Here is a 13,489-nt window from a genome sequence, read left to right as displayed (position 1 = left end):
TTTTTTGATATAATACGCAAAAAACGAACCGGTACTGCGTACAGTAGCGATTCGTTTATGTTACATATCCCGATTCGTGTATTCCGGCCAGACATTCCAGGGATACTGATCCGGTGGCATAGATTCGAATGTCATATCCTCTTTTTTCACAGGGTGAGAAAGTACGAGCCTGTGAGACCAGAGAGCAATCTGCTGACCCGGGTGATTGACTTTCCCTCCGTATTTCTGATCTCCATAGATCGGTGCTCCCTGGTGGGCGAGCTGGACTCTTATCTGATGGGGACGACCGGTATAAAGATCTATTTCCAGGAGACTCATCCCGGATTCTTCCTGCTTTACTTCATATTCAAGTTCCGCTTCTTTCCCGCGTCTATGATCCTTACCTACGACATAGACCTCATTCTTCTTCCGGTCTTTGACGAGGTAGTCTTTCAGCCGGGCCTTCGGTGAATCCATACTCCCTCTCGAGATCGCCAAATAATATTTCTCCATAGCATTTCTTCTGATCTGATCCGAGAGACGGGAGGCAGCTTTGGAAGTTTTCGCGAAGACCATCACTCCGCCTACCGGACGATCCAGGCGATGTACGAGCCCCAGATAAACGTTCCCGGGTTTATTGTATCTTTCTTTGATATCATTTTTTAGAATGCTCAGCAGATCTTCATCCCCGCTCGCATCTTCCTGCACCGGCACATTCATCGGTTTCTCCACGACAAGCAAGTGATTATCTTCATATAAAATAGGAATGTTAATACTTCCCTCTCCTTTCTTCATTCAATTTTTTTATGGATCTCGGGCACTTTTGAAAAAGTTTCCGAAGCTTTCGCAACGTGCTCTTCCCATAAGGCCGGCACCACGAAGTGCCTGCCCTGGGCGTTATTCAGAATAGCTGCATCGATCGTCGCCAGTCCCTGTTTTCTGTAAAGCCACGTATCTTTTTTCTCGAACGCCTGGAGACGTGCACGTTTTAACGTCACAGTTTCTCTGCTGACTTTCCGATACTGAAGGTTTAAATAAGTTTCATCAAATGAGATACCTGAGGTCCGCCAGCGGATCACTCCCCACCCCGGGAATAACACAAGGGCTGCGACGGGGAGGAGCACCCATGCGGGTACTGTCAATGAAACGACGATAACTGACGTTAACGACACGAGTAGACTTCCCCATATATAATAGGGAAGACTCCTTAGCGGTGGTCTTTTCATCCCAGGGTTGTCCCGATAGTACTCCGGAAGGTATTTATTAAGGAAATCGGGCACGTCGTTCTTTTTTAATAACGGAAGCAGGTAAACCGTACTCCCCTCCATTTTTCCCCCATTCACGCCTCCGGCTACCTCTACATACACATAACAAAGACCGAGCAGTTGTCTGATGATATTCTCTTTTACGATAACTGCCTGAATTCTGTTAACAGGAATCGTGCGCTGCCGCTTCTCGATAAGTCCGTATCTCATGTACAGTTCCGTTTCATATCTTGTAATCGTGAAATTCGCATACTTGACCATCGTCCAGAGAATACCCGCTCCCCATACGATGAGGACCGATATAAGAACAAGGAAGATAAGAAACTGTACAGCTAATGAAAACAGCCATCTGGTGGCATCTTCATACATCTGTTCCGGAATAATCTGATTGGCCTGGGAAAACAGAAGCCAAAGCAGACCAAAAATAATTATCGCATTATCGGAAGTTGCTCCGGTAAGCGCCAGTCTGGAATAGCTCATCACTTCTTCCGGATATACTTTTTCATAATCTTCTTCTGTTCTTTCCCCTTTATGTTTCAGATTTCCCGAAACCCGCTCCCCTTCTTCAAACGTGACCGCAGCAAGGGAAGCATCTACGTTCTCGTCGCTTCCAGCGGTTTCGATCTGCACTTTCGTCAAACCGAAAATCCGGTGCAGAAGGGTTTGAGTAAGATCTATCGACTGTATTCTGTGTTTGGAAATACGGCGTTCCCTGCGTACAAAGATCCCCTGCTTAATCTGTAATTCTTCTCCTGTAACCACATAAGAGAACCTGAACCATTTCACAATAGAGAAAACAAGCAGAATTACAAGCAGTAACCCGACACCTGCGAATTCGTACCACGAAGCACCGCTGTTGAAAATGATAAAAAGGACAGGCAGAAAACCGAGCGCTGCGTCTTTCAGAGAACGGAAGAACTGAAAAACGATGGAGGCAGGATGGAGACGTTTTTCATACATCATTTTCTTCCACCCTCGCAAGTTCCGAAATTCTGTCCCGCAACCCGGAAGCTTCCTCCTCGGTCAGCGCCGGTATTTCATGAGTCGTCGCTGCAGTCGATATCGTCACCGTAGCAAGAGAGAATTTCTTCAGGATCGGTCCCTGTTTCGTATCTACGTGCTGAACACGAAGCATAGGAACTAGCGTTCTTCTCCTGATAATGATGCCGTGCTGAATATAAACTTCCTGCTCAAAAACTTCATATCTCCAGCGCCGCCATCTTAGCCTGGGAATAAGAAATACAAAAAAAATTATGTCAATTATTAGCAGGGAGACTGCTATAGCGATGACCCACCAGGGCCATGATATGTATACAAAAGCTGCTATCGAACCGGCGAGAAGAGCAACGGGGATGATAAGATACAACACAGCCGTTAACCTCCAGGCACTGACAGCCGTTTCTTCAATGAGATTTGCGGGAGTCTGACGCATGCCCTCCCTCCTTTCCCCTTTATTATAACGAAACCATTGCTTAATTGCGAAGTCTTCCTTAATAGCTTCCTGATGTCCGGAAACTAAAAAAGATGCCCCTCCGGTTTTGAGAGAGGCATCACTATCTGTACACTTAAAAACCGATAATATTGAACCCTGAATCAACGTGGATAATTTCTCCTGTTACGCCGCGGGAAAGGTCACTAAGAAGATAATAAGCAGTATCTCCTACCTCTTCCTGCGTAACCGGACGACGAAGCGGCGCTCTTTCTTCTATTTCGGCAAGAATCGAATTGAAGTCTCCCACGCCTTTTGCACTGAGGGTACGGAGCGGTCCGGCCGAAATAGCATTTACACGGATATTGTCTTTACCAAGGTTGCTGGCAAGGTACCGCATATTAGCATCCAGACTCGCTTTTGCTACCCCCATCACGTTATAGTTCTGGACGACTTTCTCTCCACCGAGATAAGTCATAGTCAAAATGCTGCCGCCGTCTTTCATAAGTGGTTTGGCTGCACGGGCAACTGCCGTGAGTGAATAGGAACTTATATTCTGAGCTGTAAGAAATCCGTCCCGGCTCGTGTTCAGGAATTCTCCCTTAAGTTCTTCACGGTTCGCAAAAGCAATGCAGTGCGCCAGACCGTGTATGGTCCCCACGTCATTCTGGATCGATTCGAAAGTCTGAATGATCGATTCGTCATCCGTCACGTCACACTCGTAGAATAAAGGCTCCTGTCCCTCAAGTGACTCGGCGAGTTCACGGACCGACTTACCGAAACGTTCTCCTACGTAAGTGAAAATAAGTCTTGCTCCCGCTTCGTGAAGAGAACGGGCAATTCCCCACGCTATACTTCTCTTATTGGCCACACCCATTACAACATATGTACGGCCTTCTAATGAAAAATTCATCAAAACCCCTCCTTGAGGTTAGTATTTGTTGTTAGTACCTGCTCCTATTTTATTATACCTTTATCAAAAATACAATTATACCAGCAAATTCATGAATGCAGAAGCCATACCGAAATAAATCAGTATGGAAATCAAATCGTTTATCGTTGTTATGAAAGGACCGGAAGCTACTGCCGGATCGATATTAAGTCGATCCATAATCAGCGGAACGAAGGCTCCTGCAATAGTCGCTACGATTAAAGCGGACATGATCGATATACCTACGAGCAGACCGAGGAAAAAGTTTCCCTGCCACACATACACTACTAAGGTAATGATAACACCACAGACGACTCCTGTTATGAGACCGGTGGAAGCTTCTCTTAACATCATCCGCATTTTCCCCTGCTTCCTGATCTCTCCCGTCGCTATTCCGCGTATAGCGACCGCCAGCGCCTGAGTACCCGTATTTCCTGCCATACCGGCGATAAGAGGGATGAAAATAGCCAGGATAGCTACCTGATTCAGCTGAGCTTCGAACTGACTGATCAGACTTGCCGTGAGACTGCCGAGAAACAGCAGAATAATAAGCCACGGGAGTCTCTTTTTTGCAGAAGTGAACGCATTATCGTTAGGGCCATCCACATCGGATATACCGGCCAGCTTGGAGTAATCATCACTTGCTTCTTCATCCATTACATCCATAATGTCATCCACCGTGATGATTCCGAGCAGATGGTCCTGGAAGTCGACAACGGGGAGCGCAAGAAAATCATAATCTCTCATCATCTGAGCAATCTCTTCCTGATCTTTAGCCACTGAGACACTTACTACCCGGTCGCTCATCGCCTCTTCGATAGTCCAGTCCGGTTCAGAAATGATCAGATCCCGGAGAGAAATTACGCCGGCCAGTTTTTTGTCATCGTCCACTACGTACGTATAGTAAATCGTCTCGGCGTCCGGTGCTTCCGTACGCAAATGCTCCATTGCCTCTCTTACTTTCATGGAGGCTTTCAGGGAAACGTACTCTGTCGTCATAATAGAACCGGCGGTCTTCTCTTCGTAATGAAGCAGATCCTTGATTTCCTGTGCGTCTTCTTTGTTCATTATCGTCAGAAAACTGGCGACCTTATCTTTTTCCAGCTGATTCAGAATGTCCACGGCGTCGTCCGAGGACATCTCGGCGAAAACTTCGGAGGCGAACCTTGGATCCATTTCAGAAAAGTATGGTTCCGACTCCTCGTGTTCTACGTGCTCCATTACATCCGCCATTTCTTTTGGTGACACATATGTATAAATAACCTGGCGGAGCTCTTCTTCCAGTTCTTCGAAAACTTTTGCCTGATCATAAGGGTGCAGCTCCAGAAATTCGGCCCGAAACTGGTCGATTTTCCCTTCACTCAGCGAATCTTCCACCTCGTTCCAGGCATATTGGCGTTCCTCTTCATCCAAATGTTCCATTTTATCCCGCCCCCTTTGTTATAATATAGTAAGTGTAAGCGACAGCTGTCATTCAGAAGGCTTACTGAAACGCTCATAATTTTTTACATAAAAGGCATGTTCGATTTTCAATGACAAGGAGTATGTTCTATGGCTTACGACATCATCGGTGACGTGCACGGCTGCCTCGAAGAATTAAAACAATTGTTCACAGAGCTCGGGTACAGTTATGAAAACGGGGTGCCCGTCCACCCCGAAGGAAGAATCCCCCTGTTTATCGGAGATATTACAGACCGGGGTCCACATTCCCTTAAAACGATCGAATTCGTTTGGGATATTGTGATCGAAGCTCGACAAGGACTGTATATCCCGGGCAATCACTGTGATAAACTGTATCGTTTCTTTCTGGGAAATGATGTTCAGGTGAAACACGGTCTCGAAACAACTGTGGAGGAATACCGGAGTCTGTCGAATCGGCAGCAGAAAACGGTCCGGACTCGATTTATGCAGCTGTTCGAGGAAGCACCGGTTTATTTGGATCTGCCCGAAATAAATACTGTAGCAGCTCATGCCGGCATCCGGGCTCAGGATATCGGTGATTTAAATAAACGGATACGCGCTTTCGTTCTTTACGGGCCCGTCACCGGTAATAAACTACGGGACGGAAGGCCGGAGCGCGTGGACTGGGCGCTGAATTACAGCGGTTCGAGACGTGTCGTTTATGGACATACGCCTGTCCTGGAACCCCGTTTCATTAACAATACCGTCAATATAGACACCGGATGTGTCTTCGGTAATAAACTGACGGCTCTGCGCCTCCCGGAAGAAGAAATTGTCCAGGTCCCTTCCCTGCTGACTTTTCAGCCCGATAACTTCCGTGCTTTCGGGTAAAAAGAAGGCGCAGAGCGGAAACTCATCTTTTCTTTTGTCCAGGGGTGGATGAATTGTAAAAAACTTGCGTGCAGAGCCTGCCCTTCGGACCATGCTGACGGACCTGCCCCGTAGAGCGTGTCACCGGTCAAAGGGTGACCGATACTTGCCATGTGCACCCTTATCTGATGCGTTCTTCCGGTTTCAAGACCCACGCTGACGAGGGTTTTGTCTCCCATTTCTTCTAGCACTTCATAACGGGTGACAGCTGATTTACCTTCAGCGGAAATTTCTCTTTTTATAATCGAATCTTGCGCCCGGGCGATCGGCGAGGTGATCCTGCCTTGTTTCCTTTCCATCATTCCTTCAACAAGGGCAGTGTACCCTTTTCTCAGTCCCGCCTCTTCTTTATAAAATAGCGAGTGACTGTAGGGATGTTTCGCTATCAGCAGCAGTCCTCCTGTATCTCTGTCGAGCCTGTTAACCAAATGGACGGTCTGCTTCCAGTTCTGCAGTGTGTAATGATGAAGCACAGCCTGGACGACCGTACCATGAGGATGCTGGCAGGAAGGCGTGGTCACCATACCGACCGGCTTGTCGATAAGCAGTACATCCTCATCCTCGTAAACTACAGTCAGCGGAGTAGCTTCCGGTTCGGCGGGTAAAGTATGCACCGCAGGGAATTCTACAGTCAGCACATCCCCCGGTGAGAGTTTATCGTAATGACTGACCACAGCTCCATTCCGGAAGAATCCTCCGTTTTTCTTAAGATCTTTGACCATTCGGCGTGACATCCCTGCTTCGTCACGAAGGAAATCCTGCACTTTCTTTTCCACAACAACTGAGAAAGCCTTTTTCATCCGTTACTCCCCATCGTTGTACTGATCGGAAATGAAGGAGTCGTGCACTCTGCGCCAGAAAGGGAAAGGACGGAATCTTGCAAATCTCACTTTCTCTTTAGCCACTCTGCACTGAATAGACTCGACGTTACTGTAAGTTCTTGTTAAATGGTCGATAGTAAAAAGAAAGCTTTTCTCATTAAGTGGACGGAACACACAAGTGTGATGAGCAGGTAATACAAGTGGAGACCCTACCGTACGGAACACCCTGTTGTTGATCGACGCCATTTCGGTCACCTGAATCGCTTCCAGGGACGGGTGCAGAATCGCGCCCCCAAGTGCTTTGTTGTAGGCGGTACTGCCTGAAGGGGTAGAAATGCACAGCCCGTCTCCACGGAAGGTTTCGAAATGATCCCCTTTAATATCGATATCAACTACGACAGAACCCTCAGACGTTTTAATCGCACACTCATTGAGAGCGAGATGACGTTCTTCTTCCTCGTGCTCCTTCTGTTTAATCATCACTTCCAGGAGCGGATACTCGACTACCTGGAAAGGAGTGCGGGCGATTTCAATAATCAGTTTCTCTACTTCTTCAGGCATCCAGTCGGCGTAAAAGCCAAGGTGGCCGGTATGAATACCGATGAAGGCCGTATCATCCAGCCTGTGTAAATACGTATGGAACGCCTCAAGCAGCGTTCCGTCCCCGCCTACCGAAATAACAAGTTCCGGGGTGTCCTCATCGTATTCCAGCTTGAATTCGGCTAGGTAATTTTTAATCTTCGTCCGAAGCTCATTCGATTTGCGGTCCCCTTTGGATAAAATAGCGAATTTCATCATTTTCCCACCTTTCTTATTCCCGGGAGTTTTTCTTTTTATACTCCTCCTTCTTGCGAAATTCTTTCCGCGCCTCATACACTTCGTCTTTGATCTTGGACATCTCTTCATCGAGACGGAAAGCAGCTTCCCCTGCACTTCTTAAACGTGCCTTTATTTCCGGAGGAATCTGCCCCGAATATTTGTAATTCAACGTATGTTCATTCGTTGCCCAAAAGTTCATAGCAAGCGTACGGATCTGAATTTCTGCAAGTACCTTCTTCTGACCGTGTATCGTCTCTACCGGGTATAAAATAACGACATGATAGGAGCGATAGCCGCTGTCTTTCTGACTGGTGACGTAGTCTTTTTCTTCCACAATAGACAGATCGCTGCGCTGACGCAGCATTGCGGCTATGACATAAATGTCACTTACAAACTGACAGACTACGCGGACACCGGCTATGTCCTGCATTTCCTCTTCTATGTTTTCGGGGTTGATCGCTTTCTTTTTTGCTTTTTCAATAATGCTGTTCTTTGGTTTTACCCTTCCAGTAACGAATTCAATCGGAGATTCTTCCCCCTCGAAATCATACTGCTGCCGCATCCCTTTAAGCTTCACTTTCAGTTCCTCGACTACCTGGGCGTAAGGTGCAAAAAAGGCTTCCCAATTCATACTGCGCACCACCTTATCACTCATTTATAATAGTTATGAAGTGATTTTTTGTTCAAAACCATTGTATCATAATACCATAACCAGCAGACTGCATACATCAGCCGAATCATATTTTTTTACTGAAGGAGCGTGAAGTAGTGAGTCAGGAAATCGAGATTGAGTTCAAAAACTTGCTTACGGAAGAAGAATATAAGAGAATGCTCGAGGAGTTGCCGTTTGATCCGGACGAATTCTTTGGTCAGACCAATTATTATTTCGAAACAGGAAAGCTTCTTTTGAAACAGCATGGAGCTGCTCTTCGTATACGTCAAAAAGGTTCGGGATGGACAATGACTCTGAAAGAACCTCACCCTGAGGGCCTCCTTGAGACTCATGATGAAATCGATGAATACGAAGCCAACCTGTGGATCCGGAATGAAGGACACGCTCAGCCGAACATTACAAAACGGCTTAATAATCTTGGAATCGATATCAGCGATTTGTACTACCTCGGTTCTCTTTCCACCCGGAGACGGGAAATCAGTTATCAGAAGACAACAGTGACACTTGACTACAGCCGTTATTTTCAGACACACGATTATGAACTTGAAATCGAAGCCGATTCCCGGGAACAGGGTGTGAGAGTTTTTCAGGAGCTTCTCTCCAAGTTTTCCATCCCTCAAAGAGAAACGAAAAATAAAATTCAGCGATTCTATGAAGCGAGGGGCAGGTCAGATTAGTTGTCGGCACCCCTCCTCATTGCTACAATAGATTATATAGATAGGAAGGGATGAATTATGCCCCAGGAACATCGATCTATTTACGAAGCGATCGGAGACGAAAAGCTGCAGATACTTGTCGACGCTTTTTATAAACGTGTGGCCTCCCACCCGGAGCTCACACCCATTTTCCCGGCCGATTTAACCGAAACAAAACGTAAGCAGAAGCAGTTTCTGACTCAATTTTTCGGAGGGCCGCCCCTGTACATTCAGGAACATGGACACCCGATGCTGAGAGCCAGGCACATGCCTTTTCCCATCACGCCGACCAGAAGGGACGCCTGGCTTTCATGCATGAGAGAAGCCGTTTTTGAGGTCGGTATTGAACAGCCATATGAACGTATCATATTAGAGAGGCTGACAATGACAGCAAACAATATGATGAATACACCGGAAGACGAGAAAGGGGAATCTATGTGAGTTGGAGAAGCTTAAGCCAGGCGGATCAAACATCCCAGGGCTTTGAGGAAGGTTTTTTCAATTTGCAGAAACGGCCTATCGAAATCTACGTTTTCGTCGACCCGCTCTGCCCCGAATGCTGGTCTCTTGAACCTTTCATCAAAAAACTTACGCTTGAGTACGGCAGATATTTCAAAATCCGTCCCATATTAAGCGGATCTCTTACCACCTGGCAGCGGAGCCACTCAGAGAAACCCGAGAACCTGAAGCGTCAGTGGGATCAGACTACTTCCCTCACAGGTATGTGCTGTGATGGTGATGTATGGATTGAAAACCCGGTCCACTCCCCTCTTTCTACGGCTCTTGCAGTGAAAGCCGCCGAATTTCAGGGAAAGAAATCGGGTATGAGATTTTTGAGAAAAGTTCAGGAGTATGTATTCCTTGAAAAACAGGACGTTTCCAAAGAAGAAATACTGGTGGAATGCGCAGAAAAGAGTCATATAGATGTGGAAGAGTTCAAACGGGATCTTCATTCCGAAACCGCTAAGCGGGCACTTCAGGATGACATGAAACTTAGACAGGAAATGGAAGTTGACGAAACCCCTACAATCGTTATTTTCAACGAATCCGAAGAGGATGCCGGTCTGAAAATCACAGGCCTTTATGAATATCATATTTATGTTAAAGTTTTGAAAGACATGCTTCAACAGAACCCGGCCCCTTCGTTAAAACCAAGCCTGGAAGAATTCATGAACCAATACCGGTTCGTAGCCAACAAAGAAATCGCTGTCGTCTACGACTGGACAGAAAAAGAAGCCCGACGGGAAATGCGCAAACTCGTTCTGAAACAGAAAGTACAGGAAATACCTGTGAAACACGGCGTGTTTTGGGAATATATACGTTAAAAAAATGGACATCTATAAGATGTCCACAGCTTGCAGAGAAACCCTGTGTTTCTCTGCAAGCTTTTTTTGTGCCACTCGTGCGGGACGAATACCAATAAGCGAGAATAACGCAGCCGGTACAGTTGTTTTGAGCTTGCAGGGATGGACTGAGGCTGAGGGCAAAATTTAACCCCCGGTGTTGTACCGGGGGCCAGCTGATAGTATCTTTCACTTCGACTATTTATTTGTCAGGAGAATCAAACTATCACCCTTCCAGCAGACGTTCCATTTCGTCAAGCTTCTGTTCAAACACGTCGAGCGCTTCCAGTACGGGCTGTTTGGATGTCATATCGACACCGGCTTTTTTAAGGACTTCAATAGGATAATCGCTGCTTCCGGCTTTAAGGAAATCTTTGTACCGTTCCACAGCGGAAGCCCCCTCCTCCTGGATCTGACTTGCAAGAGCTGTAGCGGCAGAATAGCCGGTTGCGTACTGATAGACGTAATATCCCATGTAAAAATGAGGAATCCGCGCCCATTCCAGGCCGATATCTTCATCGATAAACGCATCGTCTCCAAAGTACTTTTTATTAAGATTGTAATAGATTTCTGTCAGTCTCTCTGCAGTAAGAGCTTCGCCTTCCTGCTCTCTTCTGTGGATTTCATGCTCGAATTCAGCAAACATCGTCTGACGGAAGACAGTGCCCCGGAAACCTTCCAGGTAGTTATTCAATAAGAAAAGTTTCTCTTTCTCGTCATCCGTCTGTTCCACCATATAATCGTTCAATAATGCTTCATTTGTAGTGGAAGCGACTTCGGCTACGAAAATCGAGTAATTCCCGTAACGATACGGCTGATGCTGATGCGTGTAGTAGCTGTGAAGCGAGTGACCCAATTCGTGAGCCAGCGTGAATAAGTTATCCACATTATCCTGCCAGTTCATAAGAATGTAAGGGTTTGTGCCGTAATGTCCGGAAGAATAGGCCCCGCTTCTTTTCCCTTTGTTCTCTTCTACATCAATCCATCGATTTTTGAATCCTTCTTCAAGTTTTGCAGTATAATCCTCACCCAAAGGTCTGAGGGCCTCTATCACTTTCGACTGCGCTTCTTCAAACGTAACCTTCATTTCGACATCTTTGACCAGAGGTGTATAAAGGTCATACATATGGACTTCATCCAGTCCGAGAACCCGTTTTCTTAAACGGACATATCTGTGCATAAGGTCAAGACGGTCATGTACCGCTTCGATAAGATTGTCATAGACGGTTTCCGGTATTTTATTAGAATCGAGCGCCGCTTCTCTCGCACTGCTGTAATTACGCACCGTCGCCTTGAAATTGTTTTTCTTAACGTTAGCACTGAGTGTAGAAGCGAACGTGTTCTTAAAGGAGCCGAATGTATCATACATAGCACGAAAAGCATCTTCCCGTACTTTCCGATTGTCGGATTTCAGGAAATTGATAAAGCGGCCGTGTGTCACATCCACTTCATTCCCCTTCTCATCATTTATGGAAGGGAAAGTGAGATCGGCGTTATTAAGAGCTCCGAAAGTCTGAGCAGGAGCACCTGCGACTTCAGAAAAACCGGCAAGCAATTTCTCTTCTTTCTCGGATAGTATATGTTCTTTCTGGCGGATGATTTCGTTTAACGTGTGCTCGTATAATTTAAGCGGCTCGTACTCTCCGAGAAACTTATCAACCGTTCCCTCAGGCAGTGCCAAAATTTCGGGTACTATGAAACTCATTGCCTGAGACGCTTCAGTAAGCAACGTCTCAGCTTTCGTATTCATCTCCTGGTAATATGCATTCGTCGTATCCTGGTCACTGCGCATGTGTGCATACGTGAACAGCTTCCCGAGCCTTTGCATAAATCGATCCTGAAAATCGAACAGTTCGTACAATCGCTCTGCTGAATTTCCGAGCGTATTTTCAAATGGAGGGATTTTTTCCACTTCTCTTTTTAACTGCTCAAATTCTTCGTACCATTTCTCATCCGTTTCAAAAATATCTTCAAGTTTCCACGTGCGCTCTTCAGCCACGTCCTCGCGTTTTGGAAGTTCTTTCGTCTGTGCCACTTAAAAGCCTCCTTATTCTATACTGCTCAGGACCATTCGTCCCTTCGCCTTAATTGTATCATTAATTCCCTGTCCTGCCTTACAGCCTGCTCTACGTTTTTAGGGAAAGGGACACCTTTTCCTTTGCACCATCCTTCTTTTATTTTCTGAACATATCCAAAGTCCGCCAGTTCCTCCATGTAAGCTTCTGCAAGGTTGAACTTTCTGCTGCCGATTGCGTCCGACACAGAGACAGGTGGACAGGTCACCTTCTCTCCCCGCTTCAAAGAAGACATGGCAAGAATTATCTTCGTCTGCCATCTGACGGATATATCGTAATACAGAGGCTGACAGCTTACAGGCAGGAAACATACGGAAGGAAGAAGAGAAGGGGATAGATTTTTAGAATAAAGGAACTGACGGAATTCATTTTCTTTCCCGAAGTTCCGTGGTGCGGGAGTCGTCCGGTAATAATAGACGGTCTGTAGCCAGTGCCGAAGAGATTTGTCGGCTGTACGTATGCGGAAAAGATCAGTGAAGGATAGATATTCAAGGGAGCGCCTCTGTTTCCTGATGAGCCATTTTGCGGAGGAGAGGGCCTGACGGACATATATGATAGAGAAGGTTTTTGTGGGGGGAGAAAAAGTGTAGAAGACGGGTTGAAGATTGAATACGTAAAGAAACGACCTGAGAAACGCTGAAGAAGAAATCCGTCGGGAATCTCCTGTCACTTTCTCGTCAGCCAGAATCCATATCGGAATAATACCGGCCTCACGATACGTTACGGTTCTTTGTTCTATCTTTTCGGCGGGGATGACGGAGCATTGAAATTCTACAGCAAACTTACGATTTTTCCATTCCACGTAAACGTCGGGCCGCTGGTTGATAGCGGGTATGTAATATTCCAGAACAGGATTCAGATTCTGATTTCTCAACCATTCGTATAGAAGTACCTTCCCGGAATGATGTTGGAGCGTTTCCCCTTTACGGTCACATGCATTTCCCGGTAAATGTGCAAAATGCGGAGCGTACTTATCACTGAGCCGGAGCCGCACTCTTTCTTTACATTCAGGACAGTAGAAAGCTTTTATATGTTTGAGGTGTGCAACTTCCCTTGTCGTTCGTCTATACAGAGAAAACAAGGTTCCTTGTGTATCTAAAGCTGAAAACATGTCTCATCTCCTTTATG

Annotated in this window: 14 protein-coding genes; 4 read left to right on the top strand and 10 right to left on the bottom strand. The window is 46.3% G+C overall.

The window, feature by feature from the left end; all coding sequences use genetic code 11:
- Positions 1 to 60 precede the first annotated feature (60 nt).
- The 5 genes from BW931_RS00810 to mgtE form a co-directional block, all read right to left on the bottom strand.
- Complete coding sequence (locus tag BW931_RS00810; RefSeq protein ID WP_234972546.1) at positions 61 to 774, bottom strand: RluA family pseudouridine synthase; 714 nt, start codon at positions 772 to 774, stop codon at positions 61 to 63.
- Positions 771 to 2,207, bottom strand: a complete 1,437-nt coding sequence (locus tag BW931_RS00805) for a PH domain-containing protein (protein ID WP_076569182.1) — start codon at positions 2,205 to 2,207, stop codon at positions 771 to 773. The genes BW931_RS00810 and BW931_RS00805 overlap by 4 nt, the downstream gene beginning before the upstream one ends.
- Positions 2,197 to 2,676 (bottom strand): PH domain-containing protein, encoded by a 480-nt coding sequence (locus tag BW931_RS00800; protein ID WP_076569180.1) that lies wholly within the window; start codon positions 2,674 to 2,676, stop codon positions 2,197 to 2,199. The genes BW931_RS00805 and BW931_RS00800 overlap by 11 nt, the downstream gene beginning before the upstream one ends.
- A 133-nt stretch (positions 2,677 to 2,809) precedes the next feature.
- Positions 2,810 to 3,586: an enoyl-ACP reductase FabI gene (fabI, locus tag BW931_RS00795; RefSeq protein WP_008590055.1), complete on the bottom strand. Its 777-nt coding sequence runs from the start codon at positions 3,584 to 3,586 to the stop codon at positions 2,810 to 2,812.
- 75 nt (positions 3,587 to 3,661) lie between these two features.
- Positions 3,662 to 5,026 (bottom strand): magnesium transporter, encoded by a 1,365-nt coding sequence (mgtE, locus tag BW931_RS00790; RefSeq protein WP_076569178.1) that lies wholly within the window; start codon positions 5,024 to 5,026, stop codon positions 3,662 to 3,664.
- Positions 5,027 to 5,155: 129 nt separating this feature from the next.
- Between mgtE and prpE the strand changes: the two genes are divergently transcribed.
- The gene (prpE, locus tag BW931_RS00785) at positions 5,156 to 5,896 is read left to right on the top strand and encodes a bis(5'-nucleosyl)-tetraphosphatase PrpE (RefSeq protein WP_076569175.1); all 741 of its coding nucleotides are present in this window, start codon (positions 5,156 to 5,158) and stop codon (positions 5,894 to 5,896) included.
- On the opposite strand, the gene BW931_RS00780 is transcribed toward prpE, so the two are convergent.
- The 3 genes from BW931_RS00780 to BW931_RS00770 are packed head-to-tail and all read right to left on the bottom strand — an operon-like array spanning position 5,866 to position 8,206.
- Positions 5,866 to 6,735, bottom strand: coding sequence for an RluA family pseudouridine synthase (locus BW931_RS00780; RefSeq protein WP_076569173.1), 870 nt, complete (start codon positions 6,733 to 6,735; stop codon positions 5,866 to 5,868). The genes prpE and BW931_RS00780 overlap by 31 nt on opposite strands.
- Positions 6,736 to 6,738: 3 nt before the next feature.
- Entirely contained in the window at positions 6,739 to 7,551 is an 813-nt protein-coding gene (locus BW931_RS00775; RefSeq protein ID WP_008590062.1) for an NAD kinase, read from the bottom strand.
- A 16-nt stretch (positions 7,552 to 7,567) separates the two neighbouring features.
- A complete protein-coding gene (locus BW931_RS00770; RefSeq protein WP_008590064.1) occupies positions 7,568 to 8,206 on the bottom strand; it encodes a GTP diphosphokinase in 639 nt (212 codons plus the stop codon).
- 137 nt (positions 8,207 to 8,343) lie between these two features.
- Here BW931_RS00770 and BW931_RS00765 point away from each other — a divergent pair, with 137 nt between their 5' ends.
- The 3 genes from BW931_RS00765 to BW931_RS00755 are packed head-to-tail and all read left to right on the top strand — an operon-like array spanning position 8,344 to position 10,268.
- Positions 8,344 to 8,925 (top strand): CYTH domain-containing protein, encoded by a 582-nt coding sequence (locus BW931_RS00765; RefSeq protein ID WP_076569171.1) that lies wholly within the window; start codon positions 8,344 to 8,346, stop codon positions 8,923 to 8,925.
- 57 nt (positions 8,926 to 8,982) lie between these two features.
- Complete coding sequence (locus tag BW931_RS00760; RefSeq protein WP_008590069.1) at positions 8,983 to 9,384, top strand: globin domain-containing protein; 402 nt, start codon at positions 8,983 to 8,985, stop codon at positions 9,382 to 9,384.
- A complete protein-coding gene (locus BW931_RS00755) occupies positions 9,381 to 10,268 on the top strand; it encodes a ClpXP adapter SpxH family protein (RefSeq protein ID WP_008590071.1) in 888 nt (295 codons plus the stop codon). The genes BW931_RS00760 and BW931_RS00755 overlap by 4 nt, the downstream gene beginning before the upstream one ends.
- A 244-nt stretch (positions 10,269 to 10,512) precedes the next feature.
- Here BW931_RS00755 and pepF read toward each other — a convergent pair whose 3' ends face one another.
- Both pepF and BW931_RS00745 read right to left on the bottom strand, forming a co-directional pair.
- Positions 10,513 to 12,321 (bottom strand): oligoendopeptidase F, encoded by a 1,809-nt coding sequence (pepF, locus tag BW931_RS00750; RefSeq protein WP_008590073.1) that lies wholly within the window; start codon positions 12,319 to 12,321, stop codon positions 10,513 to 10,515.
- A 26-nt stretch (positions 12,322 to 12,347) separates the two neighbouring features.
- Positions 12,348 to 13,472, bottom strand: coding sequence for a competence protein CoiA (locus tag BW931_RS00745; RefSeq protein WP_076569169.1), 1,125 nt, complete (start codon positions 13,470 to 13,472; stop codon positions 12,348 to 12,350).
- Positions 13,473 to 13,489 lie beyond the last annotated feature (17 nt).

The organism is Salimicrobium salexigens (genome assembly GCF_900156705.1).
Lineage (GTDB): Bacteria > Bacillota > Bacilli > Bacillales > Halobacillaceae > Salimicrobium > Salimicrobium album.
The sequence above is the reverse complement of the archived record's forward strand: the minus strand, read 5'-3'. Positions and strand labels throughout refer to the sequence as shown.

What these genes read in the sequence shown, in the direction of transcription:
- prpE (WP_076569175.1), top strand. Translation starts at nt 5,156, where the DNA reads ATGGCTTACGACATCATCGGTGACGTGCACGGCTGCCTCGAAGAATTA.
- BW931_RS00805 (WP_076569182.1), bottom strand. Translation starts at nt 2,207, where the DNA reads ATGATGTATGAAAAACGTCTCCATCCTGCCTCCATCGTTTTTCAGTTC.
- BW931_RS00810 (WP_234972546.1), bottom strand. Translation starts at nt 774, where the DNA reads ATGAAGAAAGGAGAGGGAAGTATTAACATTCCTATTTTATATGAAGAT.
- BW931_RS00745 (WP_076569169.1), bottom strand. Translation starts at nt 13,472, where the DNA reads ATGTTTTCAGCTTTAGATACACAAGGAACCTTGTTTTCTCTGTATAGA.
- BW931_RS00775 (WP_008590062.1), bottom strand. Translation starts at nt 7,551, where the DNA reads ATGAAATTCGCTATTTTATCCAAAGGGGACCGCAAATCGAATGAGCTT.
- BW931_RS00800 (WP_076569180.1), bottom strand. Translation starts at nt 2,676, where the DNA reads ATGCGTCAGACTCCCGCAAATCTCATTGAAGAAACGGCTGTCAGTGCC.
- BW931_RS00760 (WP_008590069.1), top strand. Translation starts at nt 8,983, where the DNA reads ATGCCCCAGGAACATCGATCTATTTACGAAGCGATCGGAGACGAAAAG.
- fabI (WP_008590055.1), bottom strand. Translation starts at nt 3,586, where the DNA reads ATGAATTTTTCATTAGAAGGCCGTACATATGTTGTAATGGGTGTGGCC.
- mgtE (WP_076569178.1), bottom strand. Translation starts at nt 5,026, where the DNA reads ATGGAACATTTGGATGAAGAGGAACGCCAATATGCCTGGAACGAGGTG.
- BW931_RS00780 (WP_076569173.1), bottom strand. Translation starts at nt 6,735, where the DNA reads ATGAAAAAGGCTTTCTCAGTTGTTGTGGAAAAGAAAGTGCAGGATTTC.
- BW931_RS00770 (WP_008590064.1), bottom strand. Translation starts at nt 8,206, where the DNA reads ATGAATTGGGAAGCCTTTTTTGCACCTTACGCCCAGGTAGTCGAGGAA.